Here is a 21,250-nt window from a genome sequence, read left to right as displayed (position 1 = left end):
CTCCGACGCTTCGCACTGGTTCGCAGGTCAGCCCCTGTGGAAAACGTCCCGGAAATAATCCCGGGACCGTGCCCACAGGACACGGTCCCGGAGTTCTTCACTCCGCGATCGGCAGATAAACCCGGTTCCCCGCCGCCGCGAACTCCTTCGACTTCTCGGCCATGCCGGCCTCCGCCTCCGCGTCGACCGCCAGGTCGCCACCGTGCTCACGGCGGATGTCCTGGGAGATCTTCATGGAGCAGAACTTCGGGCCGCACATGGAGCAGAAGTGCGCCGTCTTCGCCGGCTCCGCCGGCAGCGTCTCGTCGTGGAAGGCGCGGGCCGTGTCCGGGTCGAGGGCCAGGTTGAACTGGTCCTCCCACCGGAACTCGAAGCGCGCGTCGGACAGGGCGTCGTCCCACTCCTGCGCCCCCGGGTGGCCCTTGGCCAGGTCCGCCGCGTGTGCCGCGATCTTGTAGGTGATGACGCCGGTCTTGACGTCGTCCCGGTCCGGCAGCCCCAGGTGCTCCTTGGGGGTGACGTAGCAGAGCATCGCCGTACCCCACCAGGCGATCATCGCCGCCCCGATGCCGGAGGTGATGTGGTCGTACGCAGGCGCGATGTCGGTGGTCAGCGGGCCGAGCGTGTAGAAGGGGGCCTCTTCGCAGATGTCCTGCTGGAGGTCGACGTTCTCCTTGATCTTGTGCATCGGGACGTGTCCCGGGCCCTCGATCATCGTCTGTACGCCGTGCCGCTTGGCGATCGAGTTGAGCTCGCCGAGCGTCCGCAGCTCCGCGAACTGCGCCTCGTCGTTGGCGTCCGCGATGGAGCCGGGGCGCAGGCCGTCGCCGAGGGAGTACGTGACGTCGTAGGAGGCGAGGATGTCGCAGAGTTCCTCGAAGTGGGTGTAGAGGAACGACTCCTTGTGGTGGGCCAGGCACCATGCCGCCATGATCGATCCGCCGCGCGAGACGATGCCGGTCTTGCGGCGGGCCGTCAGGGGGACGTAGCGCAGCAGGACGCCGGCGTGGACGGTCATGTAGTCGACGCCCTGTTCGGCCTGCTCGATGACCGTGTCCTTGTAGATCTCCCAGGACAGTTCCTCGGCCTTGCCGTCCACCTTCTCCAGTGCCTGGTAGAGGGGGACGGTGCCGATGGGTACGGGGGAGTTGCGCAGCACCCATTCGCGGGTGGTGTGGATGTTGCGGCCGGTGGACAGGTCCATGACCGTGTCGGCGCCCCAGCGGGTCGCCCAGGTCATCTTCTCCACCTCCTCCTCGATGGAGGAGGTGACGGCGGAGTTGCCGATGTTCGCGTTGACCTTCACCAGGAAGTTCTTGCCGATGATCATCGGCTCGGTCTCCGGGTGGTTGACGTTGGCGGGCAGCACGGCCCGGCCGGCCGCGATCTCCTCCCGTACGAACTCGGGGGAGACGTTCTCGCGGAGGGCGACGTACTCCATCTCCGCCGTGACCTCGCCCCGCCGCGCGTACGCGAGCTGGGTGACCGCGGCGCCGCCCCGGCCCCGGCGCGGCTGCCGGGGGCGGCCGGGGAAGACCGCGTCGAGGTTCTTCAGGCCGCCGCGCGGCGAGGTGTGCTTGAGGCCGTCGTCCTCGGGCCGCGGCGGGCGGCCCGCGTACTCCTCGGTGTCCCCGCGGCTGATGATCCAGTTCTCCCGCAGCGGCGCGAGGCCGCGGCGGACGTCCGTTTCGATGTTGGGGTCGGTGTACGGCCCTGACGTGTCGTAGAGCGTCACGTCCTTGCCGTTGGTGAGGTGCACACGACGGACCGGGACCCTGAGGTCGGGGCGCGATCCGGTGAGGTAGCCCTTGTGCCAGCCGATCTCCTTGGCGGAGTTCCGGCCGTTTTCGGGCGTGCGTGCATCCTGCAGAGTCATGAAGACCCACTCCCTACGCCGGCATTACCCGGTAACAGGTTCGGCGGTCGACGCAGCGATGTCCGTGACGGGGTTCCCGGCTTCGGCCGGACGTTCCGTACGGGGGTCAGCGCCCTCTCAGCCCGGTGCTCCGAGCTCCCGCGATTGCAAAGGTGCCACCACGGTAGCGGCCGGTGTGGCGCGGTGAACAGGGGGCCCTGCCAGTTCTTGCGATGATCGGGCGGTGACCAGCAACGAGCCTTCGCACTCCGCGCACCACCACGCTTCCGGCCCGCCGCAGGGGGACGGGTACGGGGAGGGGGCCGGGCCTGCGCCCGCATCCGGGCCCGACCCGACTTCCGGCCCCGGGCCCGAGTCGTCATCCGGGCCCGGGGCCACGTCCAGCCCCGGACACGGGCACGGGCACGGCCACGGGCACGGGCACGGACATGGACACGGCCCCGTCGCCCCCGTCTCGCGCCACCTGCGCAAGGTCATCGCCGCGGTGCTCATCCCCTTCGCCGCCGCGGTCCTGGCCGGGCTGGTCGTGCTGTGGCCCGGCGGCGCGCCCGGTCACAAGCCGTCCGGTGTCGGTTTCGACCAGCCGACCGAGAAGGCGAAGGTGGTGAAGGTCGAGGAGGTGAACTGCGCGGATGTGCACGCCCAGCAGCAACAGCAACCTTCGCAGCAGCAACCGCCCTCCCCCACGGGCCCCCAGCAGGCCCAGCACTGCGAACGGGCCGTCATCGAGGTGACCACGGGCAAGGACACGGGCCGGCGGTTCGAGTCGATCGTGACGCCGGACGCCACGCGGCACTATCAGGCCGGTCAGGGAGTCGTGGTCGCGTATGCGCCAAAAGCGCCCAAGGATCTGCAGTACTCGGTCACGGATGTGGACCGGACCTTCCCGATGTGGGTGCTCGCCGCCATCTTCGCGGCGGCGGTCGTCGTGGTCGGGCGGCTGCGCGGGGTCCTCGCCCTGGTCGCGCTCGTCGTGAGCTTCCTGGTCCTGACGCTGTTCATCCTCCCGGCCATCCTCCAGGGGTCGAACCCCCTGGTGGTCGCCATCGTCGGGGGCAGCGCGATCATGCTGGTCGCCCTCTACATGTGCCATGGCCTGACGGCACGTACGTCCGTCGCCGTACTGGGCACACTCGTCTCCCTGCTGCTGATCGGCCTGCTCGGCTCCCTCTTCATCGGGTGGGCGCTGCTGACCGGCAACACCGACGACCAGACCGGCCTGGTGCACGGCCTGTATCCCGACATCGAGATCCGCGGACTGCTGCTGGCGGGCATCATCATCGGGTCGCTCGGCGTGCTCGACGATGTGACGGTCACCCAGACCGCCGCGGTCTGGGAGCTGAAGGAGGCCGACCCGTCGGCGGGCTGGCGCAAGCTCTACACCTCGGCGATGCGGATCGGCCGTGATCACATCGCGTCCGTCGTCAACACGCTCGTACTCGCCTACGCGGGCGCGGCGCTGCCGTTGCTGTTGCTGTTCTCGATCGCACAGAGCAGTGTCGGTACGGTCGCCACCAGCGAGGTGGTCGCCGAGGAGGTCGTACGGACGCTGGTGGGCAGCATCGGCCTGGTCGCGTCCGTACCGCTGACCACGCTGCTGGCCGCACTGGTCGTCTCGGCGGACCGGGACACGGGCGGTTCGCGCACCGGACGCGACAGGGGTCGGGGCAGCGACCGCAGTACGGGGCGGGGCGCGGGACGGCGTGCGAGCCGGGGCGCCGGCAGCGGCAGGCGACGGCGCACACGCTGAACCGGCCGGGAACGGGCCTGCCCCGGTCCGGTCAGGTGCGGGCCTGCCCTGGACCGGCCGGGCGTACGGGTCCGGGCCGGCCGGCCCGGCAACGGTTCCGCCGACGCCGCCCACAGCGGCCGCCCGTTCACCCCGCCGCCTGCGCCTCCGAGAGAATGCGGTCCAGTGTCGAGTCGAGCGTGTCGCACACCTCTTCCTCCCCGATCGGTACGAGCCGGTCCGTACGGTCGAGGAAGGCCACCAGCGGCGGAGCGCCGGCCCGGAACAGCGCTCGTTCATCGGCCACCTGGAGGCCGATGAAGACGTCGCTGAGATGCTCGGAGGAGGACGGTTCGATGCGTACGTCGCCCTCACCGGACGGCTTGCTCAGCCCGTCCAGCAGCAGCTCCCGGCTGAACGCCCAGGTCACGGGCACATCGCCGGGCAGGTCGAAGGTGAAGCTGACCGCGTAGGGGTCCGCGCGGTCGAAGTACAGCTCCACCGGGATACGGAAGGCGAGTTCCTCGGACACGAGGAAGCTCATGATCACTTCTGCCTGAACTGTGTCGGTCATCAACCTCTGCCCCGTACATGGTCGGAGATGGCCAGGAATCGTCCCTCTTGGCCCTATTGACGCCATCGTCTGTCACGTGCAAACGGATCACAAGGAGTGATTTTTCAGGTACTGATAGAGAAAACGAGTGTCGTCAGCGTCGCCCCCACCATCCTGCGTAGTCGATCGGTAACGCAGTGTAGGCGCTGAGTGTCGCTCGCGGGAAGAGAAATCGCCACGGTCGCCGCCGCCGAGTCCACCTGGATCGGAATCGCCGAGCATACTGTGCCCAGGGCATATTCCTGTTGCTCATAGGCGACTTGGGCGCGGCGCACCGCGTCCAGACGGTGCAGCAGTTCGTCCTCGCACCGCACCGAGTAGGGCGTGAGCGACCGCACCGGGTGGCGGGCCAGAGGGTCCTTCCTGGCCCGGTCGTCGAGTTGGGCGAGCAGGCACTGCCCGATCGCGTGCGCGTGCGCGGTGGTACGGAAGTCCACCCACTCCTCCACCGGCGGCCGTTGCGGGTCCGAGGTGGCGGCCACCACCTCCACCTCGCCCTCACGGTAGACGGCGAAGTAGACCGCGGCGTCGATCCGTTTGCCCATGACGGCCAGCGCGTCGCGGATCTCGGTACGGCGGCACCGCTCGGCGCCCGCCCGCCCGATGGAGCCGGCGGCCTCCCCGTAGACGAACACCCCGTTCTCGCGCCGCAGGTAGCCCTCGTGCGTCAAGGTCCGCAGCAGGTGGTACGTGGTCGGCAGCGGTAACCCCGCCTCTCTGGCCAGCTGTTTGGCGGGCGCACCGGCGGAATGTGTGCCCACCGCCTCCAGCAGGCGCAGCGCCCGCTGCACCGAGCCGATCAACGTAGGGTGTGAGACGGATTCGCTGTTCACCATTGCCAACGCCATCCCCCTGCTCAGGGCACCGGGGAGGCTCGGCCCCGGTGGCGGGAGCCGCTCCCGCTCCGCCCGCGTCTCCCTGGGGCCCCATCGCCGACGCCCGGCCCGGTCCCGCCTCACTCGGTTATTTTCCGGAACGTCACCATCCGGAAGACGCCTGCGCACCGCACTCTAACCTGGCCGCTCGGGGCAGCAGAGGGTTCGGCGAGGGGCCCGCAGCGAGTTGATCAAGCCGACAGGACCGGAATCCGGCCGGATCGACGGGTCGGCTCGCAAGGGCCTGCCGAGCCACCTCCGAAACGGGGAACGCAAAAGGGGAACGCAATAGGGGGACGGCAAAAGCGGAACGCCCCGCTCCCTCACGGGACGGGGCGTTGCCGGGGCGAACAGGGCAGGGGGCCAGGAGGAGCGGGCGCGATCAGCAGGAACGGGCCCGGCCCTCTGCGCAGCGCTCGGTCACCAGTCACTCCGCGACGACGAGGACGCGGAGCCCTTGATCCTGCGCGCCAGGTAGACGACACCGGCGATCAGCGCCACCGCTATCAGCACCTTGAAGAGCAGGCCGATCAGGAAGCCGACCGCGCTGGCGATCAGGCTGCCGAACACCACCAGGAGGACGACGGGCACCGCGACCCACGTCACCCACCACGGAAGTCCTGCGAACGTCCCCTTGCCGGCCATTGCTCTGCCCTGCTTTCTGCGTCTTCTTCGCGTTTGCGGTCGTCTGTTCGTCTGGCTGTGCCGCGCCTTGATCACGCGGGTCGTGCGGGCCGTGCTGGTCGTGCCTGTCGCGCATGTTCCTCAGGCGCCGCGGATCCGGTCCGGTACGTGGCCCACGCTCCCGATGCGCGGACCGCCGCCCCGGTACGCGGCGCGGCCTCCGGTACGCGGCCTTCGGTCCACGGTTCCGCTCAACGTTCCGCGTCCGTGGCACGTGCCCGGTGCCCCAGTCCGGGGGCCGGGAGCCGGGAACCGGGCCCGTTGCCCTTTTCTCCCCTGCACCACCGATGCTAGGACGGCGCGGTGCGAAAAGGGGGCCGCGCGGCCCCGGCACTCCCCTGAACCGTCCCCTACGGGTCCATGGGTGCGCGCCTCAGCTTTCGGGCGGAGAGAAGACCACCATGACCCGCAGGTCCTCGCTGATGTGGTGGAACTTGTGCGGCACTCCGGCGGGGACGTACACCACGCTGCCGCGCGCCACCGAGGTCGTCTCCATACCGACCGTGATCGCCGCCCGGCCGCTGACGACCAGGTACACCTCGTCCTGGTTGTGCGGCAGCTGCGGGTCGGTGCTGCCCGCGTCGAGGGCGTAGAGCCCGACCGACATGTTCCGCTCCCGCAGGAACTGCAGATACGCGCCGTCGTTGGCGGCCCGCTCCGCCTCCAGTTCGTCGAGCCTGAAAGCCTTCATGCCGTTGGTACCCCTCGGAGAGTCCGTTTTCGTCTGCGACGATCTCACCATGAAGAATTTCGTGGTCAAGACGATCGCCAACGCCGCGGCGCTGGCCGTGGCCATCTGGCTGCTGAAGGACATCACGCTGACCGGTGAGAACACCGGCCGCAAGGCGCTGACGCTGCTGCTGGTCGCGCTGCTCTTCGGCCTGGTGAACTTCATCGTCAAACCCGTGGTGAAGCTGCTGTCCTTGCCACTCTTCATCCTCACGCTCGGCCTCATCACGCTCGTGATCAACGCGTTGATGCTGCTGCTCACCTCGTGGCTGGCGGAGAAGTTCGATCTTGCCTTCCACGTCCAGGGATTCTGGACCGCCGTACTGGGCGGCGTGATCATTTCGATCGTCTCCTGGGCGATGCACATCGTGCTGCCCGACGACAAGGACTGAACCGTGCGCACCCCGATACCGCGTCCGGCGCGCACCCGGGCCGCCGCCCCGTACCGCGTCTGCTTCGTCTGCACCGGCAACATCTGCCGCTCGCCGATGGCCGAGGCCGTCTTCCGCGCCCGGATCGAGGAGGCGGGCCTCGAAGAGCGGGTCGTCGTCGACAGCGCCGGAACGGGCGCCTGGCACGAGGGCGACGGGGCCGACCCCCGGACCGTCGCCGTCCTCCGTGCCGCCGGCTACGAGGAGGACCACACCGCGCGGCAGTTCCGGGCCGAGTGGTTCGAGGCGCTGGACCTGGTGATCGCGCTGGACGACGGTCATCTGCGCACGCTGCGGCGGCTGGCGCCCACCGCCCGGGACGCGGCCAAGGTGCGGCTGCTGCGCTCGTACGACGCGGCGGTGGACCCCGGAGGCGCCGTGCGCCTGGACGGAATGAAGCCCTCCACCGAGGTTCCTACGGAGGCGCACGCCCACGATCTGGACGTCCCCGACCCGTATTACGGCGGGATGGCAGGGTTCGAGGAGTGCCTGGAGATGGTCGAGGCCGCGAGCGACGGCCTGCTGGCGGCGGTACGGGCCGCCCTCGGAGAGGAGGGGGCTGTGGCCGGAGGGCTGTCCGGTGGCGGGGTGGGGTCCGTGGCTGGGGAGCCGTCCGTCGCCTAGAGGCTTCAGCGGCGGGACCTCCTGGGCCAAGGCCGGGAAGGGCGCCAGTTTCCGGTCTCCACATCCGCATCCACCCACCCCCACCGAGGAGAACTCCCATGACAGGCGACAGCACTCGGGCCGTACGGGCCGGTCTCCCGGCGGCCGAGGCCTACGAGCCGTCCCTGCCCGGCCCGGTCTTCGCCGCGCACTACCACCTTCCGGGCGACGCCACCGGCCCGTACACGTACGGCCGCGAGTCCAACCCCACCTGGACCCGCCTGGAAGCGGCCATCGGCGGCCTGGAGTCCCCGGACGAGCCCGCGCAGACTGTGACCTTCGCCTCCGGTATGGCCGCCATCTCGGCCGTCCTCTTCTCCTGCCTGCGCAGCGGCGACGCGGTCGTCCTCCCGAACGACGGCTACCAGTTGCTGCCGGCCGTCCGCGAGCGCCTGGAGAGCTACGGCATCGAGGTGCGTACGGCGCCCACCGCCGGTAACGCGCAGCTCGACGTGCTCGACGGCGCGCGGCTGCTGTGGATCGAGACGCCGTCCAACCCCGGCCTGGACGTGTGCGACGTCCGGCGGCTGGCGGAGGCCGCACACGCGCGCGGCGCCCTGGTCGCCGTCGACAACACCCTGGCCACGCCGCTCGGCCAGCGTCCGCTGGACCTCGGCGCCGACTTCTCCGTGGCCAGCGGTACGAAGGCGCTGACCGGCCACGGCGACGTACTCCTCGGTTACGTCACCACCCGTGACACGGCGCTCGCCGACTCCGTACGGATGTGGCGCAAGACCGTCGGCGCGATCCCAGGCCCGATGGAGGCGTGGCTGGCCCACCGGTCGCTCGCCACACTCGCCCTGCGCGTGCGCCAGCAGGCCGCCGGGGCGCTCGCGCTCGCCACGGCGCTGCGCGCGCGGCCCGAGGTGACGGGCCTGCGGCACCCCGGGCTGCCGTCCGACCCCGCGCACGCGATCGCCGTACGGCAGATGCGCGAAGGCCGCTTCGGCAACGTGGTCTCCTTCACGCTGCCCGGCCGCGCCCACGCGGAACGCTTCCTGGGGGCGCTGACGCTGGTGGAGGACGCCACCAGCTTCGGCGGCGTACGGTCGACCGCCGAGCGGCGCGGCCGGTGGGGCGGCGACGCGGTGCCGGAAGGTTTCATCCGCTTCTCGGTCGGTGTGGAGGAGCCGGCGGACCTGATCGCGGACGTGACGGCGGCGCTCGACGCGGCGGTCGCGGTGGGGGACGGCGGGTGAGAGGGGTGAAGCCCCGGGGGGGCGGCGTCGGCGTGAGGCCCGGCCCGGAGGCTCGGTGGAGGGGTCCCGGCCCGGAGACACGGGCGGGAGGCTCGGTCCGGAGACTCGGCCAGGGGGCTCGGCCGATCCGTGTGGTGCCACCGGTTGCCGCCGGTCCGTACCGATGCCGCTACGTCAAGCGGGCTGGCAGGGTATCCCCCCTCGGCACCCTGCCAGCCCCGGTTCGCATCATTTCGAACCGCGCAGACAAGGCTAGTTGACTCAGCGTCAGTGTCCAATCACGCTGGCGACACAGCCCTATCGACAAATTTATAGTTGGCGGTCGCCGGCCCGGCGGGAGGGGAGGGAGGTACGGATGGACCTCGCTTTATTACGCACGTTCGTCACGGTGCACCGAGCGGGTTCCTTCACCCGCGCCGCCGCTCTGCTGGGACTCTCCCAGCCCGCCGTGACCGGCCAGATACGCAGCCTGGAGCGGCAATTGGGGCGTCCGCTGTTCCTCCGTAAGGCCCGTGGTGTCACGCCCACCACCGTCGGCGACGAGCTCGCCCACAAGGTGGCGCCCCACCTGGACGCGCTCACCGAGATCACCGAAGCCGGACTCGACGAGGAGTCCGCCATCCGCACCCTGCACCTCGCCGGTCCCCCGGAGTTCACCTCCCAGCGCGCGTTACCGGCCCTCGCCCCGCTCATAGACCAGGGCCTCTGTGTACGGACCGCCTTCGGGCCGGCGGACGAACTGCTGTCCGGCCTCGCCGACGGCCACCACGACCTCGCGATCACCACCACCAGGCCCCGTGGCGCACTGCTCACCGCGACGCCGCTGTGCGACGAGGAGCACGTACTGATAGCCGCCCCACGGTGGGCGGCCCGGCTCGGCGGCCCCGCGGTCGTCCAGGCGAAGGGCGTGGGCGCGCTCGCCCCCGTACCGCTCGTCGAGGTCCACGAAAGCCTCCCGCTGATCTCCCGTTACTGGTCAGCGGTCTTCGAGACGCCGCCCGCGGCCTCCGCCGCCGTCATCGCCTCGGACTTACGGGCCGTGCTGGCGTGCGTCACGGCGGGCGCCGGGCTGGCGGTACTGCCCCGCTACCTGTGCACGGAGGCCCTGGACAGCGGCGAGGCGGTCGCCCTGCTCGACCCTCCGGTGCCGCCCCTGCGTACGTACTTCCTGGTCACCCGGGCCGGAACGCTGGCGTTGCCACACATCGCCCGTACCCACGAGTGGCTGCTGCGAGCCGCCGCGGAGTGGTGAGGAGTCCGCGTCACGGCGCGCGGCACGCCTCGGCGTACTGGTGAGACAGTGGTTTCACGGCGCCCCGGCTGCGGCATCTGTCCCGTATGACCGTACGGCCAGTCGTCAAACGCACCGCCCGCGCCATCCTGCTCGACGGTGCCGACATCGTTCTGATCAAGCGCACCAAGCCGGGCCGCGCCCCGTACTGGATCACTCCCGGCGGCGGCGTCGAGCCCGAGGACGCCACGGTCGTGGACGCCCTGCACCGCGAACTCCACGAGGAACTGGGCGCCAAGATCACCGACGTCGTCCCGGTCTTCGTGGACACCGTCGAGCACATCAGCGACGGCGGCGTGGACGGGGTGAAGGTGCAGCACTTCTTCGTCTGCCGCCTGGAGTCGATGGACCCCGCACTGCGGCACGGGCCGGAGGTGGAGGAACCCTGCGGCCAGTACGAGATCGTCAGGGTGCCGTTCACGCGGGTGGGGATCGCCACGGCCGAGGTCGTCCCCCTGTCCCTGCGCCACTACCTCGACGGCAACATCGAGGGCGTACGCGCGATGCACGCGCCTGACCTGGGGTGACGTGGGGTGCCTGTCTGTCGGCGTCTGGGCTCTGTCGTCTGTTCTTTGCCGCCTGTTCTTTGCCGCCTGTTCTTTGCCGTTCGCGTCCTGGCGTTTGTGCCTTGGCGTCTGCGTCGTACCGTCTGGGCTCTGCCGGCCGCATCGTACCGTTCGCGCCGCACCGGCCTGGGCTGAGCATCCGCGACCTACCCGAACCAGCCCCGGAAACCGTCCGTGTCGGCCTCCGCGGGGCCCCGCAACCGGGCGCGGGCGAGAACCCGCTCGACCTCCCGCTCGACCTGCTCCCGTACCTCGCCGGTCTGCGGACGGCTCTCCGGGCGGGCGCCGGTTCCCGCGCGCGGCAGGAGCGGGATAGGTGCCGGGCGGGGGCCGGTTTCCGGACGGGGCCTGGCTTCTGGGCGGAGTCCGGCTTCCGGGCAGGGCCCAGGCACCGGGCGGGGCACAAGGCCCGGGCGTGGGACGGGCTCCAGGCGGCGGGTGGGTTCCGGCTGTCTGAAGTCAGGGTCGGGCGAGGAATCCGTATCCCGCTGCGTCTCGGCCCCCCGGGCCGCCCCGCTCTCGCGAGAGGCCCCGCCGCCCCGGGCTGCCCCTGCCTCTCCACATGCCCCGTTCCCCTGGGCCGCCCCTGGCACCCCGCTCGCCCGGGCCGCCCCTGCCTCGTGACGCGCCCCTTCCCCCCGGCGTTCAGCGGCCTCCGCCGCCGCGCCGAAGAAGTCTCCGCCCTTGCGCTTGGCGTCGTCCGTGCCCCAGGCGCGTGACCCGCTCGCCTGCCGGGGCACCTTCTGCAGGTGCGGGATGTGCTTCGCGCAGTGGATATACGTTTCCTCGACCTCGACCTCGACCCACAGCTGAGCCCGTCGGCCGGGTATCGGATCGACGGGCAGATGCGGGTGCCGCGCCCTCATCTCGTCGTCCATGACCACCCGCGCCCGCCCGTTGACGTGCAGGCCGATGCGGTCGCGCGTGAAGTCGATCATCAGGATGCCGAGGTGCGGGTTCTCGGAGAGGTTTCCGACGGACGCCATCACACCGTTGCCGCGGTACTCCGGGTACGCGAGCGTCCGCTCGTCCAGGACCTGGAGGAACCCGGGCGGACCGGCCCGGAACGTGGAGTCGCACTCACCGTTCCGGTCGGCCGTCGCCAGGAAGAACATCTCCTGGCGGCCCACGAACTCCCGCATCCGCTCGTTGAGATGGTCGAGTACCTGATCGTCGTAGAACCGGTCGGCGCGTTCGGTCGTACCGAGCCGCTGCTGCACCAGATGCTCGCCGTCACTGCCCGGCCGCGCCTCCCGCATGCCCGCCCCGGGGCGGCCTCCGGTACCCCGACCCGGCCCCGCCAGCCCGTACGCGTCAACGGCCCCGTACGCGCCAGGAGTCCCGCACGCGTCAGGGGGTCCGCACGCGTCAGGAGGCCCGCACGCGTCAGGAGGCCCGCACGTGCCAGGAGCCGCGGCCGCGCATGGCTCGCCGTATGCCGTCAAACCGTCCCCACCATGTGCTGCCAAGCTCTGATCACCTTGTGTCGTCAATGCTCAATCTCCCGCCGCGACCAGCTCTTCCACGGAGTCGTGCCGTATGCGGTCGGAGGGAATACCGACCCCCACCAATGCGTCCACGCCGTTGCGTATCATTCCGGGCGGCCCGGACAAGTAGGCGTCATATTCCCGCCACGGCCCGTACTGACGCACGGCGTCCGGGAGTTGGCCGCTGAGGCTGTTGGCCGGGCCGCCGGGGCGCCCGGTGGCGACGACCGGGCGTACGGACAGCCACGGATGGCTCTGTTCAAGCCGCAGCATCGTGTCGAGGTCGTAGAGGTCGTGGCCGCTGCGAGCGCCGTAGAAGACCTCCATCGGACGCCGGTGACCACGATCGGCGACGTCCTCGACCAGGGCCTTGATCGGGGCGATGCCGGTACCGCCGCCCAGGCACAACAGGCCGTTGTCAGTGGTGTGGTCTACGGTCATGGAACCGGATGGGGGACCGAGCCGGACGACATCGCCGGGGCGGGCTCGATGGACCATGGCGTTGGACACCCAGCCGGCCGGTACGGCTTTCACATGGAAGGAGAGCAGGCCGTCGGAGCGGGGCGCCGCGGCGAAGGAGTAGTGCCGCCATACGCGCGGCCACCAGGGGGTTTCCACACTGGCGTACTGACCGGCCAGAAAGGGGTAGGGCTGGTCGGGCCGGACGGTGACCACAGCGATGTCGGGCGTACGCAGCTCGTGCGAGACGACCTCGGCCTGCCACCAGGCGGGGGCCACCGCCTCGTTCTCGGCGGCAGCGTCGATCATGAGCTGCGAAATGGTGGTGTACGCCCGCACCCAAGCGGCCTCGGCCTCCGGGCTCCAGGTACCGGGGGCGTAACGGGCGAGCGCGTGCAACAGGCACTCGCCGACGGCCGGGTAGTGCTCGGGCAGCGTGCCGTACTTACGGTGCCCACGCCCGAGGTGTGAGAGGTACTCGGTGAGGTAGTCCGTGTCGTCGACGTTCTTGACGGAGGTGAGCAAGGCCTTGAACAGCCGGTCACGTTGGGCGTCCATCGCGGCGGGAAAGAGCGCACGCAGATCGGGGTGTTGCACGAAGAGCAGCGCGTAGAAGTACGAGGTGGCCTTGTCCGCCACGGGCTCGATCTCGTCCAGCGTCCGCTGCACGAGCATCGCGTCGGGGGAGACATTGGCGGGCGGCCGGGCGCCGGTGGACGGCCGGGTATCGGTGGACGGCCGGGCGCCGGTGGACGGCCGGGCGTCGGTGGACGGCCGGGCGTCGGTGGACGGCCGGGCGTCGGTGGGCGCGGCACCCGCCGGGCGTGCAGGCGGGGTGGCCTCACCCGCAGGCGTGGCGGTCGTGCTTGGCGCCGTGGCGACCGTGCTTGGCGGCGGTGGCGTGGCGGCCCCGCGCGCGGTGGTGGCCACCCGGGAGGTGGGGAGGCCGGTGGCCCCGCGCGCGGTGGTGGCCTCCCGCGCGGTGGCGGTGCTGGTGGCCTCAGCCGTCGATGCGCTGGTGCCTGAGCTTCGGGCTGGAGTGGAGGTGGTGGGGGCGGGCGGGGGGACGGGGGGGAGGGGAGAAGGGGAACCGGCCCCGGGCCCAGCCACAGGCCCCGCCGCGCCCCCGCCTCGTACAGCTGCGCCCGTTACCCCCTCGGCGCCCTGCTCTTCCGGTGCCCGTTCGCGCTCCGCCGCCGTACCCACGGGCCTGATGGAGCTGACCGGTCGGCTGGGTATCTCGCCATGGACGTTTCCGTCGCCCCATGGGTCGCGTCTGCCTTGCACACGGCCGCCCTGCGCGAGCCTGCCCTCTACGTGCTCGCCCTGCGCTTGGCCGCCCTCCGCGTGGCTTCCCTGCGCGTCGCTGTCCTGCACATGCCTGTCCTGCACATGCCTGTCCCGTACATGCCTGCCCTGCGTGTCGCCACCGAGCCGCTGCCCAGGACCGATTTGCGGACTCCACCCGCCGTGTCCGCCGGCTCCACCACGGGCGTCAGCCTCGGTGCGAGCACCGGCTTCGACGCGCCCTTGAGGATCGTTACGGCCGACAGGGGCACCGCCGCCGCGGCCGTCCCCGCCATCCCGCTCGGCGTGGCCGCCATGGACGTTCTCTTCGCCGCTCCCGGCGCCCGTGTCGGTCGTGCCGCCCTTGCCGCCCTCGGCGTCGTGATCGTGCCGACCGTCCGTAAGCCTCTGGTGATCTTCGACGGACTTCTTCGACGGAGTGAACCATCCCCAATCGCCACTGCTGCCGCCAGAAGAGCCGTTATCGGCTGTCGTGGTGGTCGGAGCGTCCATGGTCTGCCTCGCCTCGAACGTCTTTCGATCGTCTTCGCACTTCCGCAGTTCGGAATGTGCCCGCAATTCCCCCGTACTGCTTCGGGATTGTTAATCGATCAGAGCTGCTCCGGCAACACCCTCCATAGCGGACACTGCACGTTCGTCCGGCACCGCGCGGACCCCTTCTCCGCAGCGTGCCACCCGGCCTCGGCACCCCGGACAATCACCTGAAAGTCCGGGCGCCGCACACCGCTTTGCCACTAGGGTGGCGGGCTTCACGTACTGCCCGCCGAACCGCCCCGCCGCATGATCACAGGCTGCCGGAAGCGATCGTCCCGCTCGACCGGACTAGACCATACCCGCAGTACTTGAATACACAACCCCCGTACTGAGAACACTTCCTTCAAGTTCTCCGATTACCGTGAGCCATCCCCTGGAACGCGATTCATCGGGCATGAAGCGCCAAACGGCCGCAGGCAGCCGGAATTACCCGCCGGCCCGCACGAGTTCGTACGCCTCGCGCAGGTCACGGCCTTCGTACGCGTATGAGGCCAGGCCTCTGACATGGTGGTCCGCATTCACCGCCACGGAAGCAGGAACGGCCGCGAACAGGGCGGTGTCGGACATGGAATCGCCGTACGCCACGCAGTCGGACCGGCTCAGCCCGAACTCGGCGCACAGTTCATCCATAATCCTCACCTTTGCAGACGCGGAAAGTATCCCGTCAGGTTCCACCGGTTCCCGAAAAGGCAGTGCGGGCCAGCGTGAACCGTGCGCGGCGTCCGCTCCCCAGCCCGTCAGCCGCTCCACGAAGAACCCGGGTGACAGGGAGATCACCGCGCACCGCTCCCCTCGCGCCCGGATGTCGGCCCACACCTCCCGGATGCCGGCGAGCCACGGTGCGCCTTCGAAGGCCGCCGTCACCAGTTCCTCGGTCAGTTCGGCCCACAGTTCGCACGCCAGCTCGGCGAAGCGCACCGGTGTCACCTCTCCGGTGATGAAGGCTCGCTCCAGCTCGGCCGTCTCCCGGTCCAGCCCGAGCTGCCGGGATATCTCGACGGAGGCTGCCGAGCCGTGGAGCAGCGTTCCGTCCATGTCGAATAGATGTAGCTTCCCCATACCGGGGAGCGTAGGGCGTGGTGGGTATTCCCGCCCCTGAGGTGCCGTCTCACCCCCCAAATTGCAGCCCAACCCCGGATTGCGGTCCGACCTCCTGGGTAGCGGTCCCGCCCCCTGAGTTGCGGTCCCCTCCCCTGAGTTACGGCAGTCACTCCGCTCCCGGAACGCGCCTGGCATCGGTCGCTCGCCAGGCGCGGTCGCAACCGCGAACCGCACCGCTACTCAACCGCGCGTACGGCGGGATACTCCCGCCGTCAGATGTCACGCTGCCGCCCGGGCGCGACCGTGGACCGCATGAAGCAGCTCAGCCGGCCCGTGCGCCGCGCCCTCCTCGTCGTCCACGTCGCGGTTTCCGTCGGCTGGCTCGGGCTCACGCTCGGCCTGCTCACGCTCAGCGTCGTCGGATACACCTCGGGGTCACTGGACACGACCGTGGCCGCTTACCGTGCCATGAAGATCTTCAGCGACTGGCTGATCCTGCCGGTGGCACTGTCGGCGCTGGTCAGCGGCCTGGTGCTGTCCTTCGGTACGCCCTGGGGGCTGGCCCGCCACCGTTGGGTCGTCGTCAAGTTCTGGTTGACCCTGGCGACCGTACTGCTGACGGCCTTCTCCCTGCGCCCGGGCATCGACCAGCTCGCGGCCGACGCCGTGGCCGGCGCGCCGGACACCGGGCTGAGCATGGTGTCCGCGCCCTCCGTCGCGACGGCCACGTACCTCTTCGTCACCGCCATCTCCGTACTCAAGCCCTGGGGCCCCACCAAACGCGGCAGCCGACTGCGCGCTGCACAGTCGGCCGTGGTCCGCGAACAGGCAGCCCGTAAGCCCCCGAGCGGTGTCGTCAGCTGAGGCCCGCCGCCTCGATGGCGGCACGGGCGATGCGGTCGTCCTGCTCCGGCGCACCGCCGCCGACACCGATCGCGCCGATAAGGCGTCCGTCCCGGTGGACCGGCACGCCACCCGCGATGAACAGCAGCGGGCGATCGAGCGCGGTGGGCAGGGTGTGGAAGAGGCCGTCGGGCCGTACGGCGTCGACGAGATCGGCGGTCGGCGCGTCCAGTTGCAACGCGGTGAACGCCTTGCGGGTGCTGGTCTCGCCCGAGATCAGTACGGCGGTGTCGTCGCGCCGGAAGCCGAGCAGGTGGCCGCCCGCGTCCAGCACGGTGACACTGCCCCGCACCCCGAGGTCGGCTGCGGCAGCGCGAGCGGCCTCGATCAGGGCGTCAGCGTCGTGGGTGGTGAGGGGGCGGATGGCGGGGGTGGTGCTCATTGGTGGGACTCCTGTTTGCGGTGGTGGTTCTGGTGTGTGGTGGGGAGTTGTTCTTCCAGGGTGTTGTGGGTTCAGGCCGGTTATTCGGGCTCCGGCTTTGCGCCTTGCTACGGCGGGCCTGCGCGGGCCGGCGAGCTTGGCCTACACAGACCGGCGGGGGTGGCTTGCACGGACCGGCGGCGCTGGCCGGTGCGAACCGGCGGGGCTGCCCCGTGCGAATTCGACCGGCCGGTGCGGACGGAGCCGAGCGGCCCAGTACGGCCGGGCCCCGCCCTTCAGCCCCGTACGGCCGCCGCAGCCTCCTCCTCAGCGCTGCCGACCCCGACCTCGGACCCGATCCCGCTCCCGGCCTGGGTCCCAACTTCGTCCCCGGCGCCGCCCCCGACCCCCGAAGCCACAACCCGGCCGCCCCGGTCGTCCTGCCCCTTCCGGCCTGCCTGCCCGTCGGTGCCGGCCCCACCGCCCCTGCGCTCCAGCACGCCCGCGAGAACCGCGACACCCAGCGCCAGAACGGTCATCCCCACGCCGACCCAGTTGGGCGCGGTCAGCCCGAGGCCCGCCGCGATGACGATGCCGCCGAGCCAGGAGGCGAGCGCGTTGCCGAAGTTGAAGGCCGCGATGTTGCCGACGGAGGCGAGAGTGGGGGCGGCGGCCGCCTGGTCCATGATCCGCTTCTGCAGCGGCGGTACGGTCGCGAAGCCGAAGGCGCCGATGAGGGCGACGGTGACGGTCGCGGCGGCCTTGTCGTGCGCGGCGAAACCGAACGCGGCCAGCGAGAGCGCGAGCCCGACCAGTGACACGTACAGCATCGGCATCATGTGGCGGTCGGTGAACCGTCCCGAGACCAGGTTGCCGCCCACCATTCCCAGGCCGAAGACGGCCGTGAGCCAGACGACGGACGACGGTGCGAAGCCGGCGACCTCGGTCATCATCGAGGCCAGGTAGGTGACGGCCGCGAAGACGCCGCCGAAGCCGAGGACCGTCATCAGCATCGCCAGCCCGACCTGGGGGTTGCGGAAGACGGCGATCTCCTGGCCCATCGGGGCGGCCGCCTTCACGGGCTGCGCCGGGACCAGCTTGGCGACGCCGAGGAAGCCCAGTACGCCCAGGGCCGCGATGGCGACGAAGGTGGCGCGCCAGTTGATCTGCTGGGCGAGCAGGGTGCCGAACGGTACGCCCACGACGTTGGCGACGGTCAGTCCGGCGAACATCATCGAGATGGCGCCGGCCCGCTTGTGCGGCGCGACGAGGTCGGCGGCCACCAGTGACCCGATGCCGAAGAACGCGCCGTGCGCAAAGGACGAAACGATCCTTCCGGCCAGCATCACCGCGAAGACCGGCGCCACGGCGGTGAGCAGGTTGCCCACCACGAACAGCCCCATCAGCAGCATCAGCATCTGCTTACGGGTCATGCGGGTGCCGAGGGCGGTCGTCAGCGGGGCGCCGACGACGACACCGAGCGCGTACAGGGTGGTCGCGTACCCGGCCAGGGGAATGGAGACACCGAAGCCGGCGGCCACGTCGGGCAGCAGCCCCATCACCGCGAACTCGGTCATCCCGATCCCGAAAGCGCCGATGGTAAGCGCCAGGAGAGCGAGCGGCATGACGGATCCCTTCGAAAGATGCATACAGCTTTAACAGGCGTAGACAATAATTGCAGACGCCGATTACTTGCAAGCGCGGGCTATTGCACCGGTGTCCTATCCTGGGTCGTACGGCCTGTGAGGAGGTCCCTCGATGACGTGGCAGACCCGGCAAACGCCCCGGCAGGTCCAGCAGCGGACAGGGCAGCAGCGGACGAGGCAGGAGCACATGGGACAGCAGCAGACGGGGCAGGACGGGCAGCGCCGCCGAGGCCCGGCAAACCCGGATGCGCACACGGCCCCCACCGGCTGCCAAGACCCGGCAGGCCCGGATGCACACACGGCCCCCACCGGCCCCGGCTGCCCGCCCGCCTCCGGAACCGCCCCGGCCCTCGCCCAGGGCTGGTGCGCCCTCTCCGCCCTGCATGGCCGCATCGAGTCGCACATCGAGCGTGCGTTGCAGGCCCGGCACGACCTGAGCGTCCGGGAGTTCTCCGTACTGAACGTGCTCAGCGAGCAGCACGACGGCCCGGGCGGCCACCTGCGGATGCACCAGGTCGCGGACTCGGTCGTGCTCAGCCAGAGCGCCACCACCCGCCTGGTCACCCGCCTCGAAGAGCGCCGGCTGCTCTCCCGGTACCTGTGCCCCGACGACCGGCGCGGGATCTACACCAACGTCACCGACGAGGGCCGTCAGCTGCTCGAAGAGGCCCGCCCGACGCACGACGCGGCACTGCGCGAAGCACTCCAGGACGCCGCAAAGCGCCCCGAACTGGCCCCCCTCGTCACCGCGGTGGAAACCCTCGCGTCACCTGCCTGAACAGGGGTGCGTAGGGTCCGCCCATGAGCGACATCGAGATCCGCCCCGCGACCGAGGACGACATACCGGCCATCGTCGGGATGCTGGCCGACGACGCGCTGGGCGCCACCCGCGAGACCCCGGACGACCTGGCCCCGTACCGTGCGGCGTACGAGCTGCTGGCTGCCGACCCCAACCAGCACCTGGTCGTCGCCGTACGCGGCGACCGCCCGGTCGGAACGCTCCAACTCACCGTTGTCCCGGGTCTCTCACGACGTGGCAGCAGCCGTTCGATCATCGAGGCGGTACGCGTCCACGCCGACGAGCGGGGCAGCGGTCTGGGGACCCAGCTGATCGAGTGGGCGGTCGCCGAATCCCGCACCCTCGGCTGCCAACTGGTCCAGCTCACCTCGGACGCGACCCGCGTCGACGCCCACCGCTTCTACGAACGCCTCGGCTTCGAGGCTTCCCACCTGGGTTTCAAGCTCCAGCTCTGACCCAGCCCCGCCCTGCCCCCTGGCGCTCCCCCGTCTGCCCCGTCCCTCCCGGGCGCCCACGTCACCGTCCACCGGGCACCCGGGACGTACGGGCTCGCCGGCGCCACGACCAACCGACGCGTAGCGTCCAGCCACCCCCACGCCCCGCGCCTCACACCCTTCCCCCTCCTCAGGCTCGGCTCCCACCCCCTTCACGCGTTAGCGCCGCCCGCGCCCTGACCCGATGCGCCTTCTGCCGACAGGCTCCACCGCAGAACCGCGCAGGTCGCCCCGTACGCGCGGCAGGAACGGAACCCCCACACACCTCGCATCGGGTTTCGTAACGCTTCTGCTCCTGACCGGTCAGTTTCGTTACGACCCCGCCAGCCCGCAGCCCGTCGCACATCAACGTCGTCATACGCCCCTGCGGCACCCCGGACGTGACCCGTCGCTGTTCCATCGAAAGGCAGCCGACCAGCAGCGCCAGAACATCGTCGAGCTCGACGTCCTTCCGCACGCCACCCGCCTCTTGAGCTCGTACGAGCAGTACACCCAGGGCGTCGGCGAAGTCCCGCTCGGCCTGCGGGGAGGGCTCGTATCCGCCCTCGCCGGCCGCTTCCAGCGCATCGCACAACGCCTTGTTCCGTGACGCCAGCCGCACCACCGACCCAAGGAACCGGAAGAAGACGGCGACGGGTTCCGCCGAATCCACCAAGTCCCGTGCCGTATCCGTGAAGAGGCGCACCCGGTCCGCGACTGTGGCCCTGAACAGCGCTTCCTTGGACGGGAAATGACGGTAGACGGTCCCAGCGCCGACACCGGCCCTCCGCGCGATCTCACCCAGCGGGACCCCCAACCCCTGCTCCTCGAAGGCAGTTCGGGCCGCCTGCAACACCAGCTCCCTGTTGCGCCGCGCATCCGCACGCGTCGGAGCGGGACCCTCGCTCGCCGCCATCGAGCCTCCTGAGAACCGTTGACTTCCGGGTCGAGCGTTCCCTGTGCCCAACCGGGTTGCACGTTCCGATTCTACGGGAGCTTCAGTCCATGATCACCAACAGCAGCGCCGCCGCAGAGACCGGAGCGGCGGGCGGCGGGCGGCGGGGCGGTGCGGTGGCCAGCCGCCAGCTGAGCGGGAAGCTGGTCGGTACGGGACCCTCAGCCGCGACCCAGCGATGCCGACAGCCCGTTCCCTTATGGCTGCCGGAGCGGACGCACGAGCCGCCAGCTTGGCCGCCTCGCTCCCGCTGGGCGCCGCCATCGAGGAGGCGTGCGGGGTCTTCAGCGCCCAGCTTGTCTCCGGCTCCCCGGGCCTGCCACCGGAGTACGACTGAAAGGAGGAGATCCACCACGGTTGCAGCATCGCGAAGACGGCAGCCGCAGCCGACGCCCGGTTACTCGTCCACACATCTGCCGCCGGCAACCAACACGGGTGCCCTGTAGCGGCGTTGCAGAACAAATGGCCTGTAGAAGAACACATATGCGGCTGCGGCATCCCGGCCACCGTGCTGCGGTCGGGCCCGAAGCTCGCCGGGGGCGAGCCGACACCTGCGCAGAACGAGCGTCGCCCGGAGAAGCGTCCCTAGCCCCCGACCCGCATGGCACTCACCACGCGCATCTCTCCC

General features: G+C 70.5%; 21 protein-coding genes. 10 read left to right on the top strand and 11 right to left on the bottom strand.

Going from position 1 to position 21,250, the window contains the following annotated elements:
- Positions 1-97 precede the first annotated feature (97 nt).
- The gene (gene thiC / locus ACZ4Z1_RS09060; protein WP_468485931.1) at positions 98-1,876 is read right to left on the bottom strand and encodes a phosphomethylpyrimidine synthase ThiC; all 1,779 of its coding nucleotides are present in this window, start codon (positions 1,874-1,876) and stop codon (positions 98-100) included.
- 223 nt (positions 1,877-2,099) lie between these two features.
- Here thiC and ACZ4Z1_RS09055 point away from each other — a divergent pair, with 223 nt between their 5' ends.
- Positions 2,100-3,626, top strand: coding sequence for a YibE/F family protein (locus tag ACZ4Z1_RS09055; RefSeq protein WP_468485930.1), 1,527 nt, complete (start codon positions 2,100-2,102; stop codon positions 3,624-3,626).
- 127 nt (positions 3,627-3,753) lie between these two features.
- Here ACZ4Z1_RS09055 and ACZ4Z1_RS09050 read toward each other — a convergent pair whose 3' ends face one another.
- From ACZ4Z1_RS09050 to ACZ4Z1_RS09035, 4 genes are all read right to left on the bottom strand, one after another.
- A complete protein-coding gene (locus tag ACZ4Z1_RS09050) occupies positions 3,754-4,179 on the bottom strand; it encodes an SsgA family sporulation/cell division regulator (RefSeq protein WP_468485929.1) in 426 nt (141 codons plus the stop codon).
- Positions 4,180-4,283: 104 nt separating this feature from the next.
- Complete coding sequence (locus tag ACZ4Z1_RS09045; protein ID WP_468485928.1) at positions 4,284-5,054, bottom strand: IclR family transcriptional regulator; 771 nt, start codon at positions 5,052-5,054, stop codon at positions 4,284-4,286.
- Between the two features lie 459 nt (positions 5,055-5,513).
- Positions 5,514-5,738, bottom strand: coding sequence for a DUF5326 family protein (locus ACZ4Z1_RS09040; RefSeq protein WP_468485927.1), 225 nt, complete (start codon positions 5,736-5,738; stop codon positions 5,514-5,516).
- Between the two features lie 412 nt (positions 5,739-6,150).
- Positions 6,151-6,468 carry a cupin domain-containing protein gene (locus tag ACZ4Z1_RS09035; RefSeq protein WP_031006678.1) on the bottom strand — a complete coding sequence of 106 codons (318 nt, stop codon included), beginning with the start codon at positions 6,466-6,468 and terminating at the stop codon, positions 6,151-6,153.
- 49 nt (positions 6,469-6,517) lie between these two features.
- Between ACZ4Z1_RS09035 and ACZ4Z1_RS09030 the strand changes: the two genes are divergently transcribed.
- The 5 genes from ACZ4Z1_RS09030 to ACZ4Z1_RS09010 all read left to right on the top strand — a co-directional run bounded on the left by ACZ4Z1_RS09030 (position 6,518) and on the right by ACZ4Z1_RS09010 (position 10,617).
- Positions 6,518-6,898, top strand: a complete 381-nt coding sequence (locus ACZ4Z1_RS09030; RefSeq protein ID WP_468485926.1) for a phage holin family protein — start codon at positions 6,518-6,520, stop codon at positions 6,896-6,898.
- A gap of 96 nt (positions 6,899-6,994) precedes the next feature.
- Complete coding sequence (locus ACZ4Z1_RS09025) at positions 6,995-7,561, top strand: low molecular weight protein-tyrosine-phosphatase (protein ID WP_468486296.1); 567 nt, start codon at positions 6,995-6,997, stop codon at positions 7,559-7,561.
- A gap of 98 nt (positions 7,562-7,659) precedes the next feature.
- Positions 7,660-8,799 carry a cystathionine gamma-lyase gene (locus ACZ4Z1_RS09020; protein ID WP_468485925.1) on the top strand — a complete coding sequence of 380 codons (1,140 nt, stop codon included), beginning with the start codon at positions 7,660-7,662 and terminating at the stop codon, positions 8,797-8,799.
- Positions 8,800-9,154: 355 nt separating this feature from the next.
- Entirely contained in the window at positions 9,155-10,051 is an 897-nt protein-coding gene (locus tag ACZ4Z1_RS09015) for a LysR family transcriptional regulator (RefSeq protein ID WP_468485924.1), read from the top strand.
- An 86-nt stretch (positions 10,052-10,137) separates the two neighbouring features.
- A complete protein-coding gene (locus ACZ4Z1_RS09010; RefSeq protein ID WP_468485923.1) occupies positions 10,138-10,617 on the top strand; it encodes an NUDIX domain-containing protein in 480 nt (159 codons plus the stop codon).
- Between the two features lie 185 nt (positions 10,618-10,802).
- Here ACZ4Z1_RS09010 and ACZ4Z1_RS09005 read toward each other — a convergent pair whose 3' ends face one another.
- Together ACZ4Z1_RS09005 and ACZ4Z1_RS09000 are read right to left on the bottom strand one after the other, a co-directional pair.
- Positions 10,803-11,915: a pyridoxamine 5'-phosphate oxidase family protein gene (locus ACZ4Z1_RS09005; RefSeq protein ID WP_468485922.1), complete on the bottom strand. Its 1,113-nt coding sequence runs from the start codon at positions 11,913-11,915 to the stop codon at positions 10,803-10,805.
- A gap of 237 nt (positions 11,916-12,152) precedes the next feature.
- Positions 12,153-13,532 carry a globin domain-containing protein gene (locus ACZ4Z1_RS09000; protein WP_468485921.1) on the bottom strand — a complete coding sequence of 460 codons (1,380 nt, stop codon included), beginning with the start codon at positions 13,530-13,532 and terminating at the stop codon, positions 12,153-12,155.
- Between the two features lie 315 nt (positions 13,533-13,847).
- Between ACZ4Z1_RS09000 and ACZ4Z1_RS08995 the strand changes: the two genes are divergently transcribed.
- Positions 13,848-14,615: a hypothetical protein gene (locus tag ACZ4Z1_RS08995; protein WP_468485920.1), complete on the top strand. Its 768-nt coding sequence runs from the start codon at positions 13,848-13,850 to the stop codon at positions 14,613-14,615.
- A gap of 255 nt (positions 14,616-14,870) precedes the next feature.
- On the opposite strand, the gene ACZ4Z1_RS08990 is transcribed toward ACZ4Z1_RS08995, so the two are convergent.
- On the bottom strand, positions 14,871-15,503 hold the full coding sequence (locus ACZ4Z1_RS08990) for an HAD family hydrolase (RefSeq protein ID WP_468485919.1): 633 nt from the start codon (positions 15,501-15,503) through the stop codon (positions 14,871-14,873).
- Positions 15,504-15,797: 294 nt separating this feature from the next.
- Between ACZ4Z1_RS08990 and ACZ4Z1_RS08985 the strand changes: the two genes are divergently transcribed.
- Positions 15,798-16,349 (top strand): DUF2269 domain-containing protein, encoded by a 552-nt coding sequence (locus ACZ4Z1_RS08985; protein WP_468485918.1) that lies wholly within the window; start codon positions 15,798-15,800, stop codon positions 16,347-16,349.
- Here ACZ4Z1_RS08985 and ACZ4Z1_RS08980 read toward each other — a convergent pair.
- Both ACZ4Z1_RS08980 and ACZ4Z1_RS08975 read right to left on the bottom strand, forming a co-directional pair.
- Entirely contained in the window at positions 16,342-16,770 is a 429-nt protein-coding gene (locus ACZ4Z1_RS08980; protein WP_468485917.1) for a GlcG/HbpS family heme-binding protein, read from the bottom strand. The genes ACZ4Z1_RS08985 and ACZ4Z1_RS08980 overlap by 8 nt on opposite strands.
- A 275-nt stretch (positions 16,771-17,045) precedes the next feature.
- The gene (locus tag ACZ4Z1_RS08975; protein WP_468485916.1) at positions 17,046-18,374 is read right to left on the bottom strand and encodes an MFS transporter; all 1,329 of its coding nucleotides are present in this window, start codon (positions 18,372-18,374) and stop codon (positions 17,046-17,048) included.
- Between the two features lie 400 nt (positions 18,375-18,774).
- On the opposite strand from ACZ4Z1_RS08975, the gene ACZ4Z1_RS08970 reads away from it, so the two are divergent.
- Complete coding sequence (locus ACZ4Z1_RS08970) at positions 18,775-19,173, top strand: MarR family winged helix-turn-helix transcriptional regulator (RefSeq protein WP_468486295.1); 399 nt, start codon at positions 18,775-18,777, stop codon at positions 19,171-19,173.
- 23 nt (positions 19,174-19,196) lie between these two features.
- Positions 19,197-19,649, top strand: coding sequence for a GNAT family N-acetyltransferase (locus tag ACZ4Z1_RS08965; RefSeq protein WP_468485915.1), 453 nt, complete (start codon positions 19,197-19,199; stop codon positions 19,647-19,649).
- Positions 19,650-19,818: 169 nt separating this feature from the next.
- On the opposite strand, the gene ACZ4Z1_RS08960 is transcribed toward ACZ4Z1_RS08965, so the two are convergent.
- Complete coding sequence (locus ACZ4Z1_RS08960) at positions 19,819-20,583, bottom strand: TetR/AcrR family transcriptional regulator (protein WP_468485914.1); 765 nt, start codon at positions 20,581-20,583, stop codon at positions 19,819-19,821.
- Between the last annotated feature and the right edge of the window lie 667 nt (positions 20,584-21,250).

It is taken from the genome of Streptomyces sp. NPDC030165, assembly GCF_055573595.1.
The sequence above is the reverse complement of the archived record's forward strand: the minus strand, read 5'-3'. Positions and strand labels throughout refer to the sequence as shown.

Excerpts from the sequence above, each read along its gene's own strand:
- ACZ4Z1_RS09045 (WP_468485928.1), bottom strand. The coding sequence starts at position 5,054 with ATGGTGAACAGCGAATCCGTCTCACACCCTACGTTGATCGGCTCGGTG.
- ACZ4Z1_RS09035 (WP_031006678.1), bottom strand. The coding sequence starts at position 6,468 with ATGAAGGCTTTCAGGCTCGACGAACTGGAGGCGGAGCGGGCCGCCAAC.
- ACZ4Z1_RS08985 (WP_468485918.1), top strand. The coding sequence starts at position 15,798 with ATGAAGCAGCTCAGCCGGCCCGTGCGCCGCGCCCTCCTCGTCGTCCAC.
- ACZ4Z1_RS08965 (WP_468485915.1), top strand. The coding sequence starts at position 19,197 with ATGAGCGACATCGAGATCCGCCCCGCGACCGAGGACGACATACCGGCC.
- thiC (WP_468485931.1), bottom strand. The coding sequence starts at position 1,876 with ATGACTCTGCAGGATGCACGCACGCCCGAAAACGGCCGGAACTCCGCC.
- ACZ4Z1_RS09050 (WP_468485929.1), bottom strand. The coding sequence starts at position 4,179 with ATGACCGACACAGTTCAGGCAGAAGTGATCATGAGCTTCCTCGTGTCC.
- ACZ4Z1_RS09005 (WP_468485922.1), bottom strand. The coding sequence starts at position 11,915 with ATGCGGGAGGCGCGGCCGGGCAGTGACGGCGAGCATCTGGTGCAGCAG.
- ACZ4Z1_RS08990 (WP_468485919.1), bottom strand. The coding sequence starts at position 15,503 with ATGGGGAAGCTACATCTATTCGACATGGACGGAACGCTGCTCCACGGC.
- ACZ4Z1_RS09040 (WP_468485927.1), bottom strand. The coding sequence starts at position 5,738 with ATGGCCGGCAAGGGGACGTTCGCAGGACTTCCGTGGTGGGTGACGTGG.
- ACZ4Z1_RS09020 (WP_468485925.1), top strand. The coding sequence starts at position 7,660 with ATGACAGGCGACAGCACTCGGGCCGTACGGGCCGGTCTCCCGGCGGCC.
- ACZ4Z1_RS08960 (WP_468485914.1), bottom strand. The coding sequence starts at position 20,583 with ATGGCGGCGAGCGAGGGTCCCGCTCCGACGCGTGCGGATGCGCGGCGC.
- ACZ4Z1_RS08975 (WP_468485916.1), bottom strand. The coding sequence starts at position 18,374 with ATGCCGCTCGCTCTCCTGGCGCTTACCATCGGCGCTTTCGGGATCGGG.
- ACZ4Z1_RS09025 (WP_468486296.1), top strand. The coding sequence starts at position 6,995 with ATGGCCGAGGCCGTCTTCCGCGCCCGGATCGAGGAGGCGGGCCTCGAA.
- ACZ4Z1_RS09015 (WP_468485924.1), top strand. The coding sequence starts at position 9,155 with ATGGACCTCGCTTTATTACGCACGTTCGTCACGGTGCACCGAGCGGGT.
- ACZ4Z1_RS08980 (WP_468485917.1), bottom strand. The coding sequence starts at position 16,770 with ATGAGCACCACCCCCGCCATCCGCCCCCTCACCACCCACGACGCTGAC.
- ACZ4Z1_RS09030 (WP_468485926.1), top strand. The coding sequence starts at position 6,518 with ATGAAGAATTTCGTGGTCAAGACGATCGCCAACGCCGCGGCGCTGGCC.
- ACZ4Z1_RS08995 (WP_468485920.1), top strand. The coding sequence starts at position 13,848 with ATGGACGTTTCCGTCGCCCCATGGGTCGCGTCTGCCTTGCACACGGCC.
- ACZ4Z1_RS09010 (WP_468485923.1), top strand. The coding sequence starts at position 10,138 with ATGACCGTACGGCCAGTCGTCAAACGCACCGCCCGCGCCATCCTGCTC.